This window comes from Porphyrobacter sp. ULC335, from assembly GCF_025917005.1.
GTDB lineage: Bacteria > Pseudomonadota > Alphaproteobacteria > Sphingomonadales > Sphingomonadaceae > Erythrobacter.
On the sequence record NZ_CP078091.1, the window covers coordinates 3,295,095 to 3,314,587 of the forward strand.

General features: G+C 64.4%; 19 protein-coding genes. 11 read left to right on the forward strand and 8 right to left on the reverse strand.

All coding sequences use genetic code 11. The annotated features are described in order from the left end of the window. Positions 1-5 precede the first annotated feature (5 nt). Positions 6-1,574 (reverse strand): 1-hydroxycarotenoid 3,4-desaturase CrtD, encoded by a 1,569-nt coding sequence (crtD, locus tag KVF90_RS15800; protein WP_264392516.1) that lies wholly within the window; start codon positions 1,572-1,574, stop codon positions 6-8. 94 nt (positions 1,575-1,668) lie between these two features. Between crtD and KVF90_RS15805 the strand changes: the two genes are divergently transcribed. The 9 genes from KVF90_RS15805 to pufM all read left to right on the forward strand — a co-directional run bounded on the left by KVF90_RS15805 (position 1,669) and on the right by pufM (position 10,343). Next, positions 1,669-2,793: an acetylserotonin O-methyltransferase gene (locus tag KVF90_RS15805; RefSeq protein ID WP_264392517.1), complete on the forward strand. Its 1,125-nt coding sequence runs from the start codon at positions 1,669-1,671 to the stop codon at positions 2,791-2,793. A 127-nt stretch (positions 2,794-2,920) separates the two neighbouring features. Continuing rightward, positions 2,921-3,868 (forward strand): chlorophyll synthesis pathway protein BchC, encoded by a 948-nt coding sequence (gene bchC / locus KVF90_RS15810; RefSeq protein WP_264392518.1) that lies wholly within the window; start codon positions 2,921-2,923, stop codon positions 3,866-3,868. Next, positions 3,862-4,857 carry a chlorophyllide a reductase iron protein subunit X gene (locus KVF90_RS15815; RefSeq protein WP_413676994.1) on the forward strand — a complete coding sequence of 332 codons (996 nt, stop codon included), beginning with the start codon at positions 3,862-3,864 and terminating at the stop codon, positions 4,855-4,857. Before bchC ends, KVF90_RS15815 begins: the two co-directional genes overlap by 7 nt. Before the next feature lie 4 nt (positions 4,858-4,861). Next, positions 4,862-6,400, forward strand: a complete 1,539-nt coding sequence (bchY, locus tag KVF90_RS15820) for a chlorophyllide a reductase subunit Y (protein ID WP_264392520.1) — start codon at positions 4,862-4,864, stop codon at positions 6,398-6,400. After that, entirely contained in the window at positions 6,397-7,842 is a 1,446-nt protein-coding gene (bchZ, locus tag KVF90_RS15825; RefSeq protein ID WP_264392521.1) for a chlorophyllide a reductase subunit Z, read from the forward strand. Before bchY ends, bchZ begins: the two co-directional genes overlap by 4 nt. A 174-nt stretch (positions 7,843-8,016) precedes the next feature. Further along, on the forward strand, positions 8,017-8,175 hold the full coding sequence (gene pufB, locus KVF90_RS15830) for a light-harvesting antenna LH1, beta subunit (RefSeq protein WP_264392522.1): 159 nt from the start codon (positions 8,017-8,019) through the stop codon (positions 8,173-8,175). Between the two features lie 64 nt (positions 8,176-8,239). After that, the gene (gene pufA, locus KVF90_RS15835) at positions 8,240-8,434 is read left to right on the forward strand and encodes a light-harvesting antenna LH1, alpha subunit (RefSeq protein WP_264392523.1); all 195 of its coding nucleotides are present in this window, start codon (positions 8,240-8,242) and stop codon (positions 8,432-8,434) included. Between the two features lie 98 nt (positions 8,435-8,532). Next, positions 8,533-9,357: a photosynthetic reaction center subunit L gene (pufL, locus tag KVF90_RS15840; protein WP_264392524.1), complete on the forward strand. Its 825-nt coding sequence runs from the start codon at positions 8,533-8,535 to the stop codon at positions 9,355-9,357. 14 nt (positions 9,358-9,371) lie between these two features. Next, complete coding sequence (gene pufM, locus KVF90_RS15845) at positions 9,372-10,343, forward strand: photosynthetic reaction center subunit M (protein ID WP_264392525.1); 972 nt, start codon at positions 9,372-9,374, stop codon at positions 10,341-10,343. Positions 10,344-10,453: 110 nt separating this feature from the next. On the opposite strand, the gene KVF90_RS15850 is transcribed toward pufM, so the two are convergent. From KVF90_RS15850 to KVF90_RS15880, 7 genes are all read right to left on the reverse strand, one after another. Continuing rightward, positions 10,454-10,735, reverse strand: coding sequence for a hypothetical protein (locus tag KVF90_RS15850; protein ID WP_264392526.1), 282 nt, complete (start codon positions 10,733-10,735; stop codon positions 10,454-10,456). A 1-nt stretch (position 10,736) separates the two neighbouring features. Further along, entirely contained in the window at positions 10,737-11,219 is a 483-nt protein-coding gene (locus tag KVF90_RS15855) for a TspO/MBR family protein (RefSeq protein ID WP_264392527.1), read from the reverse strand. 52 nt (positions 11,220-11,271) lie between these two features. Beyond that, a complete protein-coding gene (locus tag KVF90_RS15860) occupies positions 11,272-12,468 on the reverse strand; it encodes a geranylgeranyl diphosphate reductase (protein WP_264392528.1) in 1,197 nt (398 codons plus the stop codon). Beyond that, on the reverse strand, positions 12,465-13,838 hold the full coding sequence (locus tag KVF90_RS15865) for a BCD family MFS transporter (RefSeq protein ID WP_264392529.1): 1,374 nt from the start codon (positions 13,836-13,838) through the stop codon (positions 12,465-12,467). The genes KVF90_RS15860 and KVF90_RS15865 overlap by 4 nt, the downstream gene beginning before the upstream one ends. Then, positions 13,838-14,758, reverse strand: a complete 921-nt coding sequence (gene chlG, locus KVF90_RS15870; RefSeq protein ID WP_264392530.1) for a chlorophyll synthase ChlG — start codon at positions 14,756-14,758, stop codon at positions 13,838-13,840. Before chlG ends, KVF90_RS15865 begins: the two co-directional genes overlap by 1 nt. Before the next feature lie 306 nt (positions 14,759-15,064). Further along, positions 15,065-16,486 carry a transcriptional regulator PpsR gene (gene ppsR / locus KVF90_RS15875; RefSeq protein ID WP_264392531.1) on the reverse strand — a complete coding sequence of 474 codons (1,422 nt, stop codon included), beginning with the start codon at positions 16,484-16,486 and terminating at the stop codon, positions 15,065-15,067. Between the two features lie 12 nt (positions 16,487-16,498). Beyond that, the gene (locus KVF90_RS15880; RefSeq protein WP_264392532.1) at positions 16,499-17,269 is read right to left on the reverse strand and encodes a B12-binding domain-containing protein; all 771 of its coding nucleotides are present in this window, start codon (positions 17,267-17,269) and stop codon (positions 16,499-16,501) included. Between the two features lie 365 nt (positions 17,270-17,634). Here KVF90_RS15880 and bchF point away from each other — a divergent pair, with 365 nt between their 5' ends. Further along, entirely contained in the window at positions 17,635-18,183 is a 549-nt protein-coding gene (gene bchF / locus KVF90_RS15885; protein ID WP_264392533.1) for a 2-vinyl bacteriochlorophyllide hydratase, read from the forward strand. Then, entirely contained in the window at positions 18,180-19,493 is a 1,314-nt protein-coding gene (locus KVF90_RS15890) for a ferredoxin:protochlorophyllide reductase (ATP-dependent) subunit N (protein WP_264392534.1), read from the forward strand. Before bchF ends, KVF90_RS15890 begins: the two co-directional genes overlap by 4 nt.

Genomic DNA, 19,493 nt, shown 5'->3' on the forward strand with positions numbered 1-19,493 from the left:
GATCGTCAGCCCGTGCTGCCCGTCGTCGCTGATCGCGTCGACATACCACCAGGTGTAGCCGCCGGGCGGGACGTCCTCATCGAAGCGAGGTCCCTCGCGATTACCCGCGCGGCCAGCTGCCCGGACAAGGCTGCCATGGGCACCCCAGCCGCCGGATGGGTCGCCCCGCCCGTGCAATAGAGACCGGGCAGCCGGGTCTTCGGCCCCTGCCGCTGGAAGGAGGCCGCCCAGCCGTGCGACGCTCTGCCATAAAGGGCGCCGCCCGTGGCCGGGAACAGGCGCTCCCAATCCTGCGGGGTCATGAGCTGATGCGGAAGCGGATCTTCCAGCTGCAGGCCGCAGCGTTTCAGCGTGGCCATCATGGCGTGCGTGCATCGGGCTCTCTCCTCGGGCGTGTAGTCGTGGACGTCTCCGTTAGCGGGGGCGTTGACGATGATCTGGATGCGTTCGCGTGTCCCCGGCGCAGGGGCCGGGTCAGCAAGCCGTGCGCCGCGATCGATGGCGCAGACATAGACGGTCGGTTCCGACGGCGTGGTGCCGCTGCCGATCTCGCGAAACTCGCGCGCGTAATCGCGCGAGAAGAATACGTTGTGATGGGTGAGTTCGAAGCCTTCGGTCCTGGCGTGGGCGTACCACACCAGTGCCGAGAGTGAGCGCTTGCCGCGCGGGATGGCAGGCACCGCGCGCGCCGCGTCCTGCCCGAAGCATCCGGTGGCAAGCGCGCCGGGATCACCGTTGCAGATGACAACGTCTGCCGGGATAACCTCGCCGCTCGCCAGCCTGACCCCGCTGGTGCGGCCGTTGGCAGTGAGTATCTCGGCCACCGGCGCATCGGTGCGCACCCGCGCGCCCTGCTGCTGCGCGAGCCCCGCGATCGCCTTGGCCAGCGCGTGAATGCCGCCATCGATCAGCCACACGCCGCGCGCCTCGACATGGGCGATCAGCATCAGCGTGGCGGGCGCGGAGAAGGGCGATGATCCGCAATAAGTGGCATAGCGGCCGAACAATTGCTGGAGGCGCGCATCCTTGAAATGGCCGCCGAGCGCCTTCCACATCCCGTCGAACGGACGCATCGCGAGCATGTCGCCCATCTTCCACGGCCCGATCCGCCACATCATCGGCAAGGGCGTGGAGGCCTTGTCGCCGCGCAGGAAGGGGTCTTCGAGCACTTCAAAAATGCGCTGCGCCTCGGCGGTGAAGCTGCGATAGCCGCGCGCCGCCTCGGCCCCGGCAAAGGCGCCGACGGCATCGACGCTGCGTTCGGGATCGGCAAAAAGGTCGAGATGGCCGCTATCGTCCCACGCATGGCGGGCGATCACTTCGGCGCGTTTGACGCTGACATGGTCCTCGAGCCGTGTGCCGCAAGCGGCAAACACTTCGTCAAAGACGCCACGATAGGTGAAGACTGTCGGCCCGCCATCGATTGCAGCGCCATCGACCGTAACGCGTCGCGCCTTGCCGCCGACCCAGGCCTCTTTCTCGCACACGGTGACATCGGCGCCGCGCGCAGCCAGCAAGGCGGCACTGGTAAGCCCGCCTATCCCTGCCCCGATCACGACGACTCGCGCGCTCACCCATCCACCCTCGTCTGACTTGTGCGAATATAATTGACCTTACGCGCGCCTATGTCCAATTATTTAGACATATGGCCTGTAAAGCATCCAGTCAGTGAGCCAATGGGCCGCCTTCAAGCTCGGTTACGTCAAGCGCCGTAACCGGGTGTTCGCCTCGCCGAAGTTCCAGCATTGGGCGGCGCGATTGCCGCTTATCAGGTGGATCGCGCGCAGCCGCGCCGATGCCGCTTTCGATCTGCTGGCGGGCTTTGCCTATTCGCAGGTGCTGCGCGCCTATGTGGAAGGCGGGCTGTTCGATATCCTCAAAGATGGCCCCCTTTCCGCCACCGCGATCGCGCCGCGCCTGGGCCTGTCGGAGAACGCAACGCTGACCCTGCTGCGCGCCGGTCGTCCGCTGATGCTGTCGGAAGAACCGGCGACGGATCACTGGATGCTGGGCGAGCAAGGCGCTGTTTTTGCATCCAACCCCGGTGTGCAGGCGATGGTGCGGCACCACCGGCTGCTCTATACCGACCTTGCCGATCCGCTCGCGCTGCTGCGCGCTGACCGGGCCGAACCGACCGCGCTCTCGCGCTTCTGGACCTATGCGGGTGCGCTCCACGGAGCGACCGAGCGCGGGGCCGACACTGCCGAATATTCCGAGCTTATGGCCGCCTCGCAGCACTTCGTGGCGGACGAGGTGCTGGCATCTGTGGCGTTCCGCGATGTCGAAAAGCTGCTCGATGTCGGCGGCGGGCACGGGGCGTTTCTGCGCCATATCGGATCAGCTTGGCCGCACCTCCAGCTCGGCCTGTTCGATCTGCCGGAAGTCGCCGCAACCGGCGCACAGGTGCTGGGCGCGGCGTTGGGCGCATCGCGAATCACCGCGCATCCTGGAAATTTCTTCAGTGATTCCATACCGCAAGCCTATGACATGGTGTCGCTTGTCCGGATTTTGCACGATCATGACGATGCGCCGGCACAAGCCCTGCTCGCCAATATCCGCAAAAGTCTTGCCCCCGGTGCACGCCTGCTGATTGCCGAGCCGATGGCGCAGATCCCCGGTGCCGAGCCGATGGGGGAGGCGTTTTTCGGACTTTACCTGTGGGCGATGGGCTCGGGCCGCCCGCGCAGCCCGGCGGAAATCATCGCCATGCTGCGCGCCGCAGGCTTCGCCCGCGCTCAGGTCGTCGCAACGGCGCAACCGGTCAACGCAAGCATTATCCTTGCCACGGCTTGAGCATAAATTGTCCAAGTTGTTTGACAGTCAGTACTGTAAGGCGTAGCAAACAGGTGGGAGAACGTTTTTTTCGGACTTTCGAGTCGGCGTTCGCGCTGCGGAATCCGAAAAAGGGGAGAACGAAGCGATGAATACCCTGGCCGTCATTCTCGAAGCACCGGAGCGCCTCGCGCTTCGTGCGCTTGAGATGAAGCCGGTGGACGCCGCCGACGTTCTCATCGAAATCGCCTTCAGCGGAATCAGTACCGGCACCGAAAAGCTGTTGTGGAGCGGGCGGATGCCGCCCTTCCCCGGCCTCGGCTATCCGCTGGTCCCCGGATACGAATCAGTCGGCCGCATCGTCGATGCAGGACCCGAAGCCCGCGCCCGCATTGGCGACTGGGTCTTCGTTCCCGGAGCCAATTGCTACACCGACGCGCGGGGCCTCTTCGGCGGTACCGCGCGTCGCGTCATAGTGCCGTCGGCGCGAGCGTTGCCGATCCCCGAGCACCTCGGCGAGTCCGGGGTGCTTTGTGCCCTCGCGGCGACGGCACTTCACGCCATCAAGGGCGGCTTCGCCCGCCGTGAAGCCCTGCCCGATCTCATCATCGGTCATGGCGTCCTGGGCCGGTTGCTGGCCCGGCTGACGCTGGCATTGGGCGGAACCGCGCCGACCGTGTGGGAAACCAATCCGGCCCGCCGCACCGGCGCTGTCGGCTACAATGTCATCGACCCCGCCACGGATGATCGCCGCGATTACCACGCGATCTACGACGCGAGCGGTGATGCCGGCCTGATCGACGATCTCATCATGCGCCTCGCCAAGGGCGGCGAGATCGTGCTCGCGGGCTTCTATTCCGAACGCGTCAGCTTCGCCTTCCCGGCCGCCTTCATGCGCGAGGCGCATTTCCGCGTCGCCGCCGAATGGCAGCCCGGCGATCTGGCTGAAACGCGGGCGCTGATCGAATGCGGGAGGCTCGACCTGAAGGGCCTCGTCACCAACCGGCGTCCGGCCGGAGAGGCGCTCGACGCCTATCCGCAGGCCTTCACCGACCCCGATTGTCTCAAGATGGTTCTTGATTGGAGCGAATGCTGATGTCCGTGCTCGACACCCAGACGACTAGCCTGCGCGAAGAAGCGAACATTGAACCCGATCCGGTTCACACCGGCGAGGTCAAAAGCGAAACGCAGGTCATCGCGATCTACGGCAAGGGCGGCAGCGGCAAGAGCTTCGCACTCTCCAATCTCAGCTACATGATGGCCCAGCAGGGCAAGCGCGTGCTGCTGATCGGCTGCGATCCGAAGTCCGACACCACCAGCCTGCTGTTCGGCGGCAAGAGCTGCCCGACGATCATCGAAACCTCCTCGCGCAAGAAGCTCGCAGGCGAGGAAGTCCGCATCGAGGATGTGTGCTTCCAGCGTGACGGCGTGTTCGCGATGGAGCTTGGCGGCCCCGAAGTGGGTCGCGGTTGCGGCGGCCGCGGGATCATCCACGGCTTCGAACTGCTCGAAAAGCTCGGCTTCCACGATTGGGGCTTCGATTACGTGCTGCTCGATTTCCTCGGCGACGTGGTGTGCGGCGGCTTCGGCCTGCCGATCGCCCGCGACATGTGCCAGAAGGTGATCGTGGTCGGATCGAACGACCTGCAATCGCTCTACGTGGCGAACAATGTCTGCCAGGCGGTCGAATACTTCCGCAAGATGGGCGGCAATGTCGGTGTGGCCGGCATGATCATCAACAAGGATGACGGCACAGGCGAGGCCCATGCCTTCGCCGATGCGGTCGGCATTCCGGTGCTCACCGCGATCCCGGCGAATGAAGACATCCGCCGCAAGAGCGCCAATTACCAGATCATCGGCATCCCCGGCGGCGAATGGGCCAGCCTGTTCGAAGATCTCGCGATCAACGTCGCCGAAGCACCTCCGGTGCGCCCCACCCCGCTGTCGCAGGACGGCCTGCTTGGCCTGTTCAGTGCCGATGTGACCGGCGCGAATGTCGATCTCATCCCCGCTACCCAGGCGGACATGCGCGGCGGCGTATATGAAACCCGCCCGACCCTCGAAGTGATCTACGACGAGGCCTGATGCGATGAGCGATGCCTTCCCCTCCAACGCGTCACGCGCCCCTGACCGGATCGAACTCGATACCGCAGCTGTCGCCGGAGGCGGAGCCTGCGCGTCGAAGGACACCATGAACGAGGCCGCCCGTGCTGCGGGCAAGAGCGAAATCCTCGATCAATACGCGGCCGACTATCCGGTTGGCCCCCACGATCAGCCGCAATCGATGTGCCCGGCATTCGGTTCGCTTCGGGTGGGCCTGAGAATGCGGCGCACTGCGACCGTGCTCTCGGGCTCGGCCTGCTGCGTTTACGGCCTCACCTTCACCTCGCACTTCTATGGTGCGCGGCGGACGGTGGGCTATGTGCCCTTCTCCTCGGAAACGCTGGTCACCGGCAAGCTGTTCGAGGACATCAAGGAAGCGGTCGAAGGCCTCGCCGATCCTGAAAATTACGATGCGATCGTCGTCACAAACCTGTGCGTGCCCACCGCGAGCGGCGTGCCGCTGCGACTGCTGGGCAAGGCGATCAACGGCGTCCGGATCATCGGGATCGACGTGCCGGGCTTCGGCATTCCGACCCATGCCGAAGCGAAGGACGTGCTTGCTGGCGCGATGCTCGCCTATGCCCGCGAAGAAGTGATGGCTGGCCCCGTTGCCGCGCCACGCGAACGTTCCGACCTGCCGAGTGTCGCATTGCTCGGCGAGATGTTCCCGGTTGATCCGGTGGTGATCGGGCAGATGCTCGCGCCCCTTGGTCTGGCCGCTGGCCCGGTTGTCCCGACCCGCGAATGGCGCGAGCTTTATGCTGCGCTCGATTGCTCGGTCGTCGCTGCGATCCACCCCTTCTACACCGCCAGCATCCGCGAATTCGAAGCCGCGGGCCGTCCGGTGATCGGTTCGGCTCCCGTCGGAGCGGATGGCACCGCAGCGTGGCTGCAAGCCATCGGCGACACGATGGGCCTGCCGCAAGCCAAGGTCGACGCGGTCAAGGACGCGATGATCGCTGCCTGCCGCGGCGCGATCGAAAAGATGCCGATCAAGGGCCGCATCACGGTTTCGGGCTATGAAGGCTCCGAGCTGCTGGTTGCGCGCTTGCTGATCGAAAGCGGCGCCGAAGTGCCCTATGTCGGCTCTGCCTGCCCGCGCACCAAGTGGTCGGATGCCGACCGCGAATGGCTCGAAGCGCGCGGCGTGCAGGTTCAGTTCCGCGCCAGCCTTGAACAGGACATCGCCGCGGTCGAGGAATACCGCCCCGATCTCGCCATCGGCACCACCCCGGTTGTGCAATATGCGAAATCGCGCGCGATCCCTTCGCTGTACTTCACCAACCTCATCTCCGCCCGTCCGCTGATGGGCCCGGCAGGGGCTGGCAGCCTCGCCACGGTCATCAACGCCGCGATGGGCAACAAGGCGCGCTTCGATGCGATGCGCGATTTCTTCGAAGGCGTCGGGACCGAGCATGCCGCAGGCGTGTGGGAAGAACTCCCCGTCGACCGGCCCAAGTTCCGCAAGAAATACGCCGCCCTCAACGAAGCGGCGCGCAAGGCAGCGGAGGCGATCGGATCATGACCCTCGTCCTCGACCATGATCGCGCCGGCGGCTATTGGGGCGCCACCTACGTCTTCACCGCGGTGAAGGGCTTGCAAGTCATCATCGACGGTCCGGTGGGCTGCGAGAACCTGCCCGTCACATCGGTGCTGCACTACACCGACGCCCTGCCCCCGCATGAACTCCCCATCGTCGTCACCGGCCTGGGTGAGGAAGAGCTGGGCAAGACCGGCACCGAAGGCGCAATGAAGCGCGCCTGGAAGACGCTCGATCCCGAACTGCCCGCTGTGGTGGTGACCGGTTCCATCGCCGAAATGATCGGCGGCGGCGTCACGCCCGAAGGCACCAATATCAAGCGCTTCCTGCCGCGCACCATCGACGAAGATCAATGGCAGTCGGCTGACCGCGCGCTAACCTGGCTGTGGACCGAATTCGGCCCCAAGAAGATGCCCGCCCCGCGCGAGCGCCGCGAAGACGAAAAGCCGCGCGTCAATATCATCGGCCCCAGCTACGGCATGTTCAACATGCCCAGCGATCTGGCCGAGATCCGCCGGTTGATCGAAGGCATCGGCGCGGAAGTGGGCGTGGTTTTCCCGCTCGGCACGCACCTTGCCGACATTTCCAAGCTCGCCTCGGCCGACGCGAATGTCTGCCTCTACCGCGAGTTCGGCCGCAACCTGTGCGAAACGCTTGAACGGCCCTATTTCCAGGCGCCGATCGGCCTCAGCCAGACCACCAAGTTCCTCCGCGCCCTCGCCGCCGAGCTCGGCCTTGATCCCGAGCCCTTCATCGAGCGCGAAAAGCACACCACCATCAAGCCGCTGTGGGACCTGTGGCGTTCGGTCACGCAGGATTTCTTCGGCACGGCGAGCTTCGGCATCGTCGCCAACGAAACCTACGCGCGCGGCATCCGCCACTTCCTCGAAGACGACATGGGTCTGCCCTGCAGCTTCGCCTTCTCGCGCTGTGCGGGCGTGAAGCCGGTCAACGAGCAGGTGCGCGAAGCCATCCGTGCCAACCCGCCGCTGGTGGTGTTCGGCAGCTATAACGAGCGCATGTACATGGCCGAGTGCGGCGCGCGCGGGATGTATATCCCCGCAAGCTTCCCCGGCGCGGCGATCCGCCGTCACACCGGCACGCCCTTCATGGGATATTCGGGCGCGACCTATCTGGTGCAGGAAGTGTGCAATGCGCTGTTCGACGCGCTGTTCCACATCCTGCCGCTCGGCACGGACATGGACAAGGTCGAGGCCACGCCCGCGCGCAACGAAGCCCAGTTGACTTGGGACAATGACGCCAAATCCAAGCTCGACCAGCTTGTCGAAGCCCAGCCGGTGCTGATCCGCATTTCCGCCGCCAAGCGCCTGCGCGACGCGGCCGAGCGGACCGCGCGCAGCCGCGGCACCGAAACAGTTACAGCAGATTGCCTCGCAGAGGCGCTGCTTGAAGGAACGGGAGCATGAACATGATGCCCGCCCTTCACACCAGTTTGTCGCCAGCGCGGATCACATCCGCATTGGCGCCATCCCATGCCCCCACCTTCAAGGGGGCTCTCCAATCCACGTGGGGGATCACGCGGGGATGCCGACGGGGGCTTTCGGGCTCTCATTCACACCCAACTGAACGGAGAAAACCCGATGAACGAACGTATCGGAACTCACCTGACGCCTGAAGAGGCACAGGAAATCCACAAGGGCTTTATGGGCACCTTCACCCTTTACGTGGTGATCGCGCTTGTCGCTCATGCCCTGCTCTGGGCTTACAAGCCCTGGATTGGCGGCGGTTTCGGCCAGTAATTGGTCGACCCCGGCCTCGGCCGGACCGTTTCGCTAAACATCACCTTTTGAAAGGAATTTTCCCATGTGGAGAGTTTGGTTCTATTTCGACATCCGTCGCGCACTCGTAGCGCTGCACGTTGGTCTCGCCGTCTTGGCGTTCACCATCCACTTCATCCTGCTCAGCACGGATCGTTACAACTGGCTTGAGCGTGCTCCTGGCACGCCCGCGCCGGCTCAGGCCGCTATCGAATCGTCGGAAGCTCCGGCGGCAGGATAGTTCCTGGTCGAATGTGAGGGGGCAGGTTCGCCTGCCTGCCTCCTAACACTCTTTCGATCAATTCAAGCGCCCGCCGCGAAGGCGGGGAGGATGGACCTATGGCGCTCCTTAGTTTCGAGCGGAAATACCGCGTCCGCGGTGGCACATTAATCGGCGGCGACCTCTTCGACTTCTGGGTCGGGCCGTTTTATGTCGGATTCTTCGGAGTGACGACGGCAATCAGCGCACTGCTTGGCACTGCGCTTATCTTCGCCGCCGCAACACAGGGTCCGACCCTCAACCCCTGGCTGATCTCGATCAACCCACCACCGGTCGAATACGGCCTTTCGCTGGCTCCGCTCAAACAGGGCGGGTACTGGCAAATCATCACGTGTTGCGCTGTCGTAGCCTTCGTTTCGTGGGTGCTGCGGCAGGCGGAAGTCTCCCGCAAGCTCGGCATGTCCTACCACGTGCCGATCGCCTTCAGCGTTGCGGTGTTCGCCTATGTCTCGCTCAACGTCATCCGTCCGCTGTGGATGGGCGCGTGGGGCAACGGCTTCCCTTACGGGATCTGGACCCACCTCGAATGGGTCTCGAACGTCGGCTACGCCTTCGGCAACTTCCACTACAACCCCGTGCACATGCTCGCGATCACGTTCTTCTTCACGAACTGTCTCGCGCTCGCGTTGCATGGCGGTCTGGTGCTGTCGGCGGTCAATCCGAGCGGGGGCACCGACGTCAAGTCGCCGGAATATGAAGACACCTATTTCCGTGACTTCATCGGCTACTCGGTCGGCACGCTCGGCATCCACCGGGTGGGGCTTTTCCTGGCGCTGAGCGCCGGGTTCTGGAGCGCCATCTGCATCGTCATCTCCGGCACTCTGTATGTCGGCAGCTGGATCGAATTCTGGGATTTCTGGAAGAAGATCCCGATCTGGTCGTAAGGAGCACCTGAACCATGGCGACTTATCAAAACATTTTCACGCAGGTACAGGTCAAAGGGCCGCCCGAAATGGGCATCCCGCTTGCACCCGAAGAAGACGTCCGTATTCCCCTTACCGGGCATACCTACTGGCTCGGGAAGATCGGTCAGGCCCAGTTCGGTCCGATCTATCTGGGCACCACCGGGGTGATCAGCCTCGCCTTCGGTACGCTGGCGATCATGATCATCGGGCTCAACTTCTGGGCTCAGGTCAATTGGAGCCCGCAAGGCTTCATGCGCGAATTCTTCTGGCTGTATCTGGCGCCTCCGGGGCCGGAATATGGCTTCAGCCCCTTCGTCCCGCTGGACAAGGGCGGCTGGTGGATCCTCGCGGGCTTCAGCCTGACGGTCTCGATCCTGATGTGGTGGGTGCGCACCTACAACCGTGCCAAGGCGCTGGGCATGGGGATGCACATCCCTTGGGCCTTCGCCTCCGCCATCTGGCTTTATCTGGTGCTGGGCTTCATTCGCCCGATGCTGATGGGCCAGTGGTCGGAAGCGGTGCCGTTCGGCATCTTCGAGCACCTTAACTGGACCAACAACTTCTCGCTGGTCTACGGGAACCTGTTCTACAATCCGTTCCACGCGCTCTCGATTGTCTTCCTTTACGGGTCGGCGGTTCTGTTCGCGATGCACGGTGCGACGATCCTGGCACTCGGCCGTTATGGCGGCGAGCGCGAGATCGAACAGATTACCGACCGCGGCACGGCTGCGGAACGCGGTGCACTGTTCTGGCGCTGGGTGATGGGCTTCAACGCCTCGTTCGAATCCATCCACCGCTGGGCCTGGTGGTTCGCAGTGCTGACGACCCTTACGGGTGGCATCGGCATCCTGCTGACCGGCACCGTGGTCGATAACTGGTACCTGTGGGCGCAGGAACATTACTACGCTCCGGATACGATCAACTACAACCCGACCGACGCCGCACAGGCCTCCGCGGGGAACTAAGGGGCGGGCCGGGTCTCAAGGCCCGGCTGCTTCCTTCAGGAACAAGACGAACAACCCGGTCGGACCCACGCGGTCCGGCCGGGTTTTCTTATGGGGCTTGGGAAAGTGTTCTAGGGCTGGCGGGAGGCACCGAGCCGCGCGCGAAGATCCATCAGGTGGAGCGGCAGGGACGCGGCCAGCGGCAGGGCGATCCACCACCACGCGGCCCCCACCATCGCGGCGCGCAGGCCGAGCACGATCAGCGCCGCCGGGCCGAGCAGTGCGGCAATCGCGCCCCAGCTCCAGCGCCTTGCGGCGCGCAGCCACACAGCCTCGATCGCCAGCACGCCGAGGATCACATCGGCCGCGTGGCCGCTATCGAACAGGAATTCGGTAAGGCCTGCGCCCGGCATCTCAGCCGAAGGGTGCGTTCAGCTGCACGACCGCCCAGTTGAGCGCGGCGGCAAAGCTGACCCAGCCGAGGTAGGGCACCAGCAGCAGCGCCGCGCCCTTGGAGAAGCGCCCGCAATAGAAGATCATCACGAGGATCGAGAGCCACAGCAGCGTGACTTCGAAAAACGCCCAGTCGGGCCGCTGGAAGCGGAAGAACAGGATCGACCAGGTGATGTTGAGAAAGCCGTTCAGCGCGAACAGCCCGATCACCCACTCCGCCGCAGCATTGGTGGGCGCGGCGCGCCATGCGGTAATGCCGGCGACGGTGATCAGCGCATAGATCGCGGTCCAGCCCATCGGGAACACCACATCGGGCGGGTTCCAGTCCGGCTTGGCCAGCGCCTGATACCACGGGCCAAGATCGGTCACAGTCGCGCCCAGTGCCGCAACGCAGATCGCCGCGGCGGTCGCGATCGTCACCGGGATGATCATCATTCTGCTCATGGGCGTTGGGTGTAAGGGCCTGCCCCGCAACCTGCAATGGCCAGCACGGCGCTTACCGCGTCGCGGGCCTCAACCCCAGCAGGTGCGCGGTGTCTTTCAGGAAAATCTTGATGTGCGCCATCGGTTTCGCCCGCACCAGTTTCTTGTGCATATAGGCCTGCCAGGTCAGTTCCTGCACGTCCTTGTCGTCGCACATGGTCACGAACCGCTCGCGGCGCTTGTCGGACGAATACCAGAAATACTGCATCATCCCCAGCACCCAGAACACCTTGCCGTGTTCCTTCATGAAGGCCTTGCGCGCGCTGCGCAGCTGCTTGGCATCGCCGGTGCGCAGGAAAGCCGCGGCCGCCTCGCCCACCAGACGCCCGCCGACCATCGCGTAATAGATGCCTTCGCCCGAAGCTGGCGCGACGACCCCGGCAGCATCACCCGCCACGATCACATCGGCGCCGTTGTCCCAGCGCTTCAGCGGCTTCAACGGGATCGGCGCGCCTTCGCGCCGCAAAGTCTCGCAGCGATCCAGGCCGAGATCATCGCGGATCGTGGCGATGGCACCGCGCAGGGAGAAGCCCTTGTTGGCGCTGCCCACCCCGATGCTCGCCGTATCCCCGTGGGGGAAAACCCAGGCGTAGAAATCGGGCGAGAGGCGGCCCTGATAATAGACATCGCAGCGCGAGGCATCGAACTGGTCGGTGTTGCGCGGCGGGGATTTGATGATCTCGTGATAGGCGAAGACGCAGGGGATGCGTTCGGCACCCGGCAGGCATTGCTTGGCCACGGCCGAGCGCGCCCCGTCAGCGCCGATCACCACGCGGGCGCGCACGCTTTCAATCGGGCCGCCCCGCGTGCGTCGGAAGGTGACGATAGGGTGCGCCTTGTCGTCACGCTCGATCTTCTCGAAGGTCGCGGTCAGGCGCTCTGCCCCGGAGTGGCGCGCGCGTTCGCGCAATGCTTCGTCGAATTCCTCGCGGTCGACCATGCCGACATAGCCGATCTCGCCCACCGGCATGTCGACTGCGCGGCCCGAAGGCGCGATCATCCGGGCCGAACGCGCCTTGGCGACGAGCAGCGATTGCGGAATGTCGAAATCGGCGAGCAGTCGCGGCGGGATCGCCCCGCCGCACGGCTTGATCCGTCCGCCGCGCTCGATCAGCAGCACCGAATGGCCCGCCAAGGCAAGGTCGGTCGCCGCCGTGGAGCCGGAAGGACCGCCGCCGATAATCACGGCGTCATAGATTGTCTGGTTCATGCGAATGCCTCTCCCGGCCCGGTGGGCCCTTCCCGTTGTATCCCGCTTGCCCGGATCGCCTGCGCGCCGGTCGCTTTCACCGCCAGCAGCGCGGCAGCCACGAAGGCCGCCGCTTCCACCGCAAACACCAATTGAAACGCCGCGCCGACATCGCCGAGCAGCGCCCGCGCCAGATCGAGGCCGACCGCGCCCAACAACCCGCCGAGGCCGAATGCGATGGCCTGCGATGCGCCCCAAACGCCCATGCGCACGCCTTCGCGCGTGTTTTCACCCGCGCCGGCCAGCCCCATCATTGATCCGATCGCGGCCACCGCGAAAACACCATTGCCGAAGCCGAGAACGAACAGATTCGCTTCGAGCGGCCAGGGCGGCCCGTTGATCGCGGCAAGACCGAGCGCGCCCAGTCCCAGCCCCGAGGCAAGACATCCGCCCACCACCCAGGGCCGCAGGCCAGCCGCGCGTTTGCCCGAAAAGGCGCTCCCGCCCACTCCCGCCACAATCATCCCGATCAGGATACCGCCCTGGTGGAACTGGCCCACGGTCTTGGTCGATTCCCCCGGCTCCATCCCGAAGATGAGGCCCGCAAAGGGCTCAAGGATCAGATCCTGCATCGAAAAGGCGATCATCGAGACAAAGATGAAGATGGTGAAGCGCCGGGCGGCAGGCTCGTTCCAGATCTCGGTCAAGGCGGCGCGAAAATCGGGCGCGGCGCCATCGCGCGACGCATGGCCGAACCGGCCTGCCTGCCGCTCCAACCGCCATGTCGCGATCACCGTCAACGCCACCATCGCCAGCGCCAGCCCGCCCGCAACCAGCAGCATCCGGTCAAAGCTGAAGGGCTTGAGGAACTGGCCGACGGTGATCGCCGAGGCGACGATCCCCGCCACCATCATCGTCCACGTCACTGCGGCCGCAGCCGCCCGCCGTTCGGGCGCGACGCCCGAAGCCAGCAGCGCCAGCGCCGATGTCCCGCCTGCGCCAACGCCGGCGCCGATCAGGGTGTAGGCCAGCACCGCCAGCGCGAAACCGGGGACAAAGGAGGTCGCCATGATGATGGTCGCCTGCGTGGCGAGCAATCCGCCCGCCGCCAGCACTGCAACGCCGCCGATGATCCAGCGGGTGCGGTTATTGCCCTTGTCCGAGGCATGGCCCCACAGCGGGCGGCCCAGCTGCACGGCATAATGCCACGCCACCAAACCGGCAGGGATCGCGGCAAGCAGCTTCAGCTCGACCACCATCACCCGGTTCAGCACTGTCGTCGCCAGCATCACCAGCGCGCCGATCGCGGCCTGCACCAGCCCGATCCGGACAATTCCCAGCCAGCCGAAGCCCTGCGTTTTCACCAAGGAGGAGGCGAGGGGGGCGTGCATCAGATGTACCCCCCGAGGCCGAGCGCCGCAGCGAGCATTCCCAGCACATAGAGGGTCACACCGACGCCGTTGTACCAAGGGGCATATTTCGCCGGATCGCGCAGCAGCTTGGGCATGGCGGCGATCTGCGCGGCGAGCACGCCGCTGACCACCAGCGCCGATAGCGCATAGCCCCACGCCGCCAGCAGCGCGATGACCACCACCTGCGCGGCCGCCATGGTGACGCAGGCGAGCCGCGCTGCGGCGCTCACCCCTAGCACCACGGGCAGCGAAGTCAGGCCGGTCTGGCGGTCACCTTCGACCGCCTTGAAATCGTTGAGGACCATGATCCCGTGCGCGCCGAGCGAATACATCACCAGCACGGCGATGACCTCTACCGAGGGCATTGACCCCAGCATGACGGCGGCGCCGGTGAACCAGCTCAGCCCTTCATAGGTCAGCCCGCACACCAGCGGGCCCAGCCAGCCATTGGCCTTGAAGCGCAGCGGCGGGGCGGAATAGGCCCAGGCAAAGGCGAGGCCGACCAGACCGGCAATGAACACCAGCGGGCCAAGCAGCCAGCCGACCGTGGCCGAAACCAGCGTCGCAATGATGGCGATATAGAGACCCCAGCGGCCCGGAATGCGGCCTGACGGAATCGGCCGGTCAGGTTCGTTGATCGCATCGACATGGCGATCGAACCAGTCGTTGACCGCCTGGGAGGTGCCGCACACCAGCGGCCCTGCCAGCAACACGCCGCCCGCGACGAACCACCAACGCCCCTCCAGCCCCGCGCCGGACGATACCGCGCCGCACATGAAGGCCCACATCGGCGGGAACCAGGTGATCGGTTTGAGGAGTTCGAGCACGTCTCCCGGGCGCGGACGTAACCGCGAAGCCGGGGTGGGCACGGTGCGAGTCGAGGGTACCGAGTGCTCCATACAAGGAAGCTATGCCTGACAGGCATAAGCGTCAAATTATTTTGACACTATAAATGCACCAAAACCCGATTTTTGCGTTCAAATTCGTAAACGGGCGCAAGGCATGTCATTTCGGGGCATGTTCCCGAACTTGACAGTTGGACATTCAGGGAAGTTTTACGGCAACTGCGTCAGGCCGGTTCAGACCGACTCCCGACCGGGGTTAGACCCCCTCCAGACCCCGGTTAGACCCCATCTTGGGGTCGGTTTTGCCGGTTTTGCCAAATGACCCTTCCAGCGGGTCATTTGCCCTACATGGGGGGCTGATCAGTCGTTTTCGCCGGTCAGATTGCCGAGCCCGTAACGGTGCAGTTTGGAGTAAAGGCTCTGGCGCGAAAGGCCGAGAATCTCGGCCGCCGATGCGCGGTTATCCGAGGTGTAAGACAGCGCCGCCTCGATGCATAACCGCTCGATCAGATCGGTGCTTTCGCGCACGATATCCTTGAGGCTCATGCGGCCGACAAGGTCGGTCAGCTGCTCGACAGAGCGCGGAAGATCCTGCGCGCCCGGCGGCAAATCGCGCAGCCGGCGTCCGATCGGGCGGATCACGAAAGCATAGTAGCCTTCCTCGCCCGAAGTCCGAACAGCCGATAATTCAATGGGTTCACCATCGACATCATGGCCGATCCTGAGCACCGTGGCGACATTGCGCGCGGCACCGTGCTGGTCGATCTGGCCTTCGATCAGGTCAAGATCGATGCCCGGACGACCGATCGATTCCGAAAGATGCCTTCCGCGCAGCTGATCGACGCTGGCGGCCTGCAACATCTCGACAAAGGCGGCATTGGCGGTGACGATCTCGAGGTTGCTGTCGGCCACCACGAAGGCGTCCGGCATCTGGTCAACGAGCGCCAGGACGGGGGAGAAATCGGTCCCCGCGCGGTCCGTGGCGGGCACCAGCCGTACCAGCAGGAACTGGCCGCGATCCTGGGTAAAACCGTTGACCGAAGCCATCACTTCGCGCGCACCGCGAGCGATCCGGATGCGCCCCGGGCTGACGGTATCAGATACCAGCGCAGCACCTACCAGCGACTGCACGGCATCGTGCGACGCCTTGTCGACAAAGGTCAGCAGCCGCTTGCCGGCAAGGCTCGCAGGACGCGCGCCGACCAGCGTATGGGCGGCCGGATTGGCCTCGCGGATACGCAGCGTTCCGGCCTCGACGATCATCACCGGCTCGCTCGATCGTTCGAACAGCATCCGGTAACGCGCCTCGAGCTGGCGCATCCTGAGATAGTCCCGCTCAAGCGATTGCTGGACCTGCAACAGGCGCTGCTGGAGCTTGCCCGCTTCGCGCAGATCGCGGCCAAAGGCGATGCGGTGCTCGCCCCCGTTGACGCTCAGAACGGCATAGCGGATCGGCACATCGCCATCGCGCGAGGGATGGTTGACCTGCCGCCAATGCTGCACTTCGCCGCGCCGCGCGGCCGCGAGCATCTCCATGATTTTGGGGCGACTTTCGTCGGTTACGGTCTCGATCCAGTTGGTGCCGACAAATCCGGCAAACCCCGGAAATTCGCGCGGATCGAAGGCCGCATCAAGGATGGTGCCGGTGTCGTCGAGAACCAGCGTCACGTCACCAGCGACCATCGCCAGCTTCATCGCTGCATCAGCATCGAGCGTATTGAACAGCTCGGCAGCCTTCCCGAACGGGTGCTTGCCTTCAATGCTGTGTTTGCGAGTGAGCATCGTGTCTGGAACCTACCGGAGGTTCATGTCACGAGCAGCAACCGTCTTGACGAGGCTATCGGCAAGTTCGAGCGCGGCCAGCGCGTCCGCCCCTGTGCCATCAGCCCCCACATCGACCGCAATTCCCGGATTTTCGTTGATCATTCGTCCGCCGACAAGCACGATGATGTGAGGATTGGCCGATACGTTGCGCACCGCCTTGATGAGGTTGGCCAAGGCGGCGCTAGGACAATCGCGGGCGAGCGTCAATCCGATGAGATCGAAGGGCTGGCGGGCCAACCGGTCGAGCAATTCGCGCCGCTCCGGCTTGACCAGCGCCTCGCTGCGCCAGCCGCCGCGAGCGAAGACTTCCTCGATCATCAGCGTGCCGAAATTGTGGTGGTCCCCCGGCATCGGCGAGAAGAGCGCGCTGTACGGCAGCGCAAGGCCCGCCAAGTCGGATGGAGAGCGGGCTGCAACTTCGCGCATCACTTCCTGAAGGCGCCACAATCCCATTGTAACGTCAAGGAAATCGCACTCGTCATTCTCCCACATCTCGCCCAGTCGGCGAGCTGCCGGAGCGAGCAGATCGAGACAGATCGTCTCGACACTCGCGCCCTTAACGATGAAAGCGTCGACCTCTTCCAGCAGGCTGGCGGCCTCCAGACGGAGCGGGAGTACTGCAAAGCGCGAGGCTTCGTCGGCGGTGATGGAGCGGGACAATCGGGACCGGGCACGGCCTTCCGATGAGGTGTGAGCCATCAACAATCGGGGGATGATCTCGCTCTCGATGATGGTGTTCACCGAGTCGCATTGGTCCGGATTGGCGGCGGAGCGACGTCTGACCCGGTCAAGCGGCGCGGAGATCACTCCCCGCAACACAGAAGACCCTGCGCCGAACATGCCTGATGCCTTGGACTCTCCCATCTTCCGGACCCTCCCAGGTCGTGCGGACCAACCTTCCGCAGGAGGTAGTGACCATTCCAACAAACAGCCTTGGCTCTGATCCCAAAGAGCCGACGACTCCTAATGTACGCCTTTTTGGGTGAGCGCGCAAACAACCTTACCCAGGATAGTCCAATCGTCAACAAAACTAAACGTCCAATCTAGTTGACACTCGGTTTGGAAGGAGTAAGTTTCGATTCTGAGAGAAAAGGCTAACGCATCAAATGACTCGGACGGATCAGGCATCCCCGGTCGAACCTGGAACCACGGTGAAAGGGGCGGGCCACAAGAGGGGCAACACCCGCGCGCTTTACACCCCGCAGGAGCGGCAACGGCGCGACGAATCGATCTGGACGATTGTTCAGGGCGTGCTCGCCCCGGTGCAGTTCGTGGTGTTCCTCGTCAGCCTCGGGCTTGTCATCCGCACCCTCACCACTGGTGAAGGCGCATGGGCCGCTGATGTCTCGATCGTGATCAAGACGCTGGTGCTCTACACCATCATGATCACCGGCTCGATCTGGGAGAAGGTGGTGTTCGGCAAATGGCTGTTCGCCCCGGCTTTCTTCTGGGAAGATGTCTTCTCCATGCTCGTTCTGGCGCTGCACAGCCTTTATCTGGTGCTGCTGCTGGGCGAGATCGGTACGCTTGAACAGCGGATGCTGGTCGCGCTGGCTGGCTACGGCGCTTACCTTATCAATGCCGGACAGTTCCTGTGGAAACTGCGCATGGCTCGCCTTGAAGGCGCGCTTGCTCCCCAGGCGGTGACAGCATGAGCGCGGCGGGCATCCTTGATGGCTGCGCTGCCGAACTGGTCCGCAATGATCGCCCTGCTGCCGAAGCTGCGCGCCCCGTCCTGCGTGAACGCGGCCAGCGCGAAGTGTTCTGCGGCCTCACCGGCATCATCTGGTTGCATCGCAAGATGCAGGACGCCTTCTTCCTCGTCGTCGGCTCGCGCACCTGCGCTCACCTGCTGCAATCAGCTGCGGGCGTGATGATCTTCGCCGAACCGCGCTTTGCCACCGCGATCATGGAAGAACGCGATCTTGCCGGCATGGTCGATGCGCAGGACGAGCTTGACAGGGTGGTGAACCGCCTGCTCGAGCGCCGTCCCGACATCAAGACGCTGTTCCTCGTCGGATCGTGCCCTTCGGAAGTGATCAAGCTTGATCTGGCGAAGGCCGCCCAGCGTCTGGGTGCGGTGCACATGCCCCGCGTCCGTATTCTGAATTACTCGGGCAGCGGGATCGAAACCACCTTCACGCAAGGTGAGGACGCCTGCCTTTCCGCGCTGGTGCCGGTCATGCCCGCCCTTCCCGCCGATGCGCCCAAGGAGCTGCTGATCGTCGGCAGCCTGCCCGACATCGTCGAAGACCAGTTCCTGCGCCTGTTTGCCGAGATGGGCATCGCCAAGGTCGGCTGCCTGCCTGCGCGCAATGCCCGCGATCTTCCCAGCGTCGGCGCGAACACACGCTACCTGCTCGCCCAACCGTTTCTCGGCGAAACCGCGATGGCGCTCGAAGGGCGCGGCGCGCAGCGGATCGAGGCTTTGTTTCCCTTCGGCGTCGACGGTACATCTGACTGGCTGCGCGCTGCCGGCGAGGCCTTCGGCATCGACCGCGCCTTGACCGAGCAGGTCATCGCACCGGGCCGCGCCCGCGCCGCCCGCGCGCTCGCCAATCTGCGCCCGCAGCTTGAAGGCAAGCGCATCACCTTCTTGCCTGACTCGCAGCTTGAAGTGCCACTGGCGCGCTTCCTGCAGGACGAACTTGGCATGGAACTGGTCGAAGTCGGCACGCCTTACCTGCACCGCGCACATCTGGCGCGGGAGCTTGACCGGTTCGGCCCCAATGTCCGCCTGTCAGAAGGCCAGCATCTTGATCGCCAGCTTGACCGCGTGCGCGCTGACCGGCCCGATATCACCGTTTGCGGGCTTGGTCTGGCCAACCCGCTCGAAGGCGAAGGCCTCACCACCAAGTGGGCCATCGAACTCGTCTTCTCGCCGATCCACGGTTTTGACCAAGCCGCCGATCTCGCTGAACTCTTCGCCCGGCCGCTGCGGCGCCGCGACATGCTGGAGATCTAG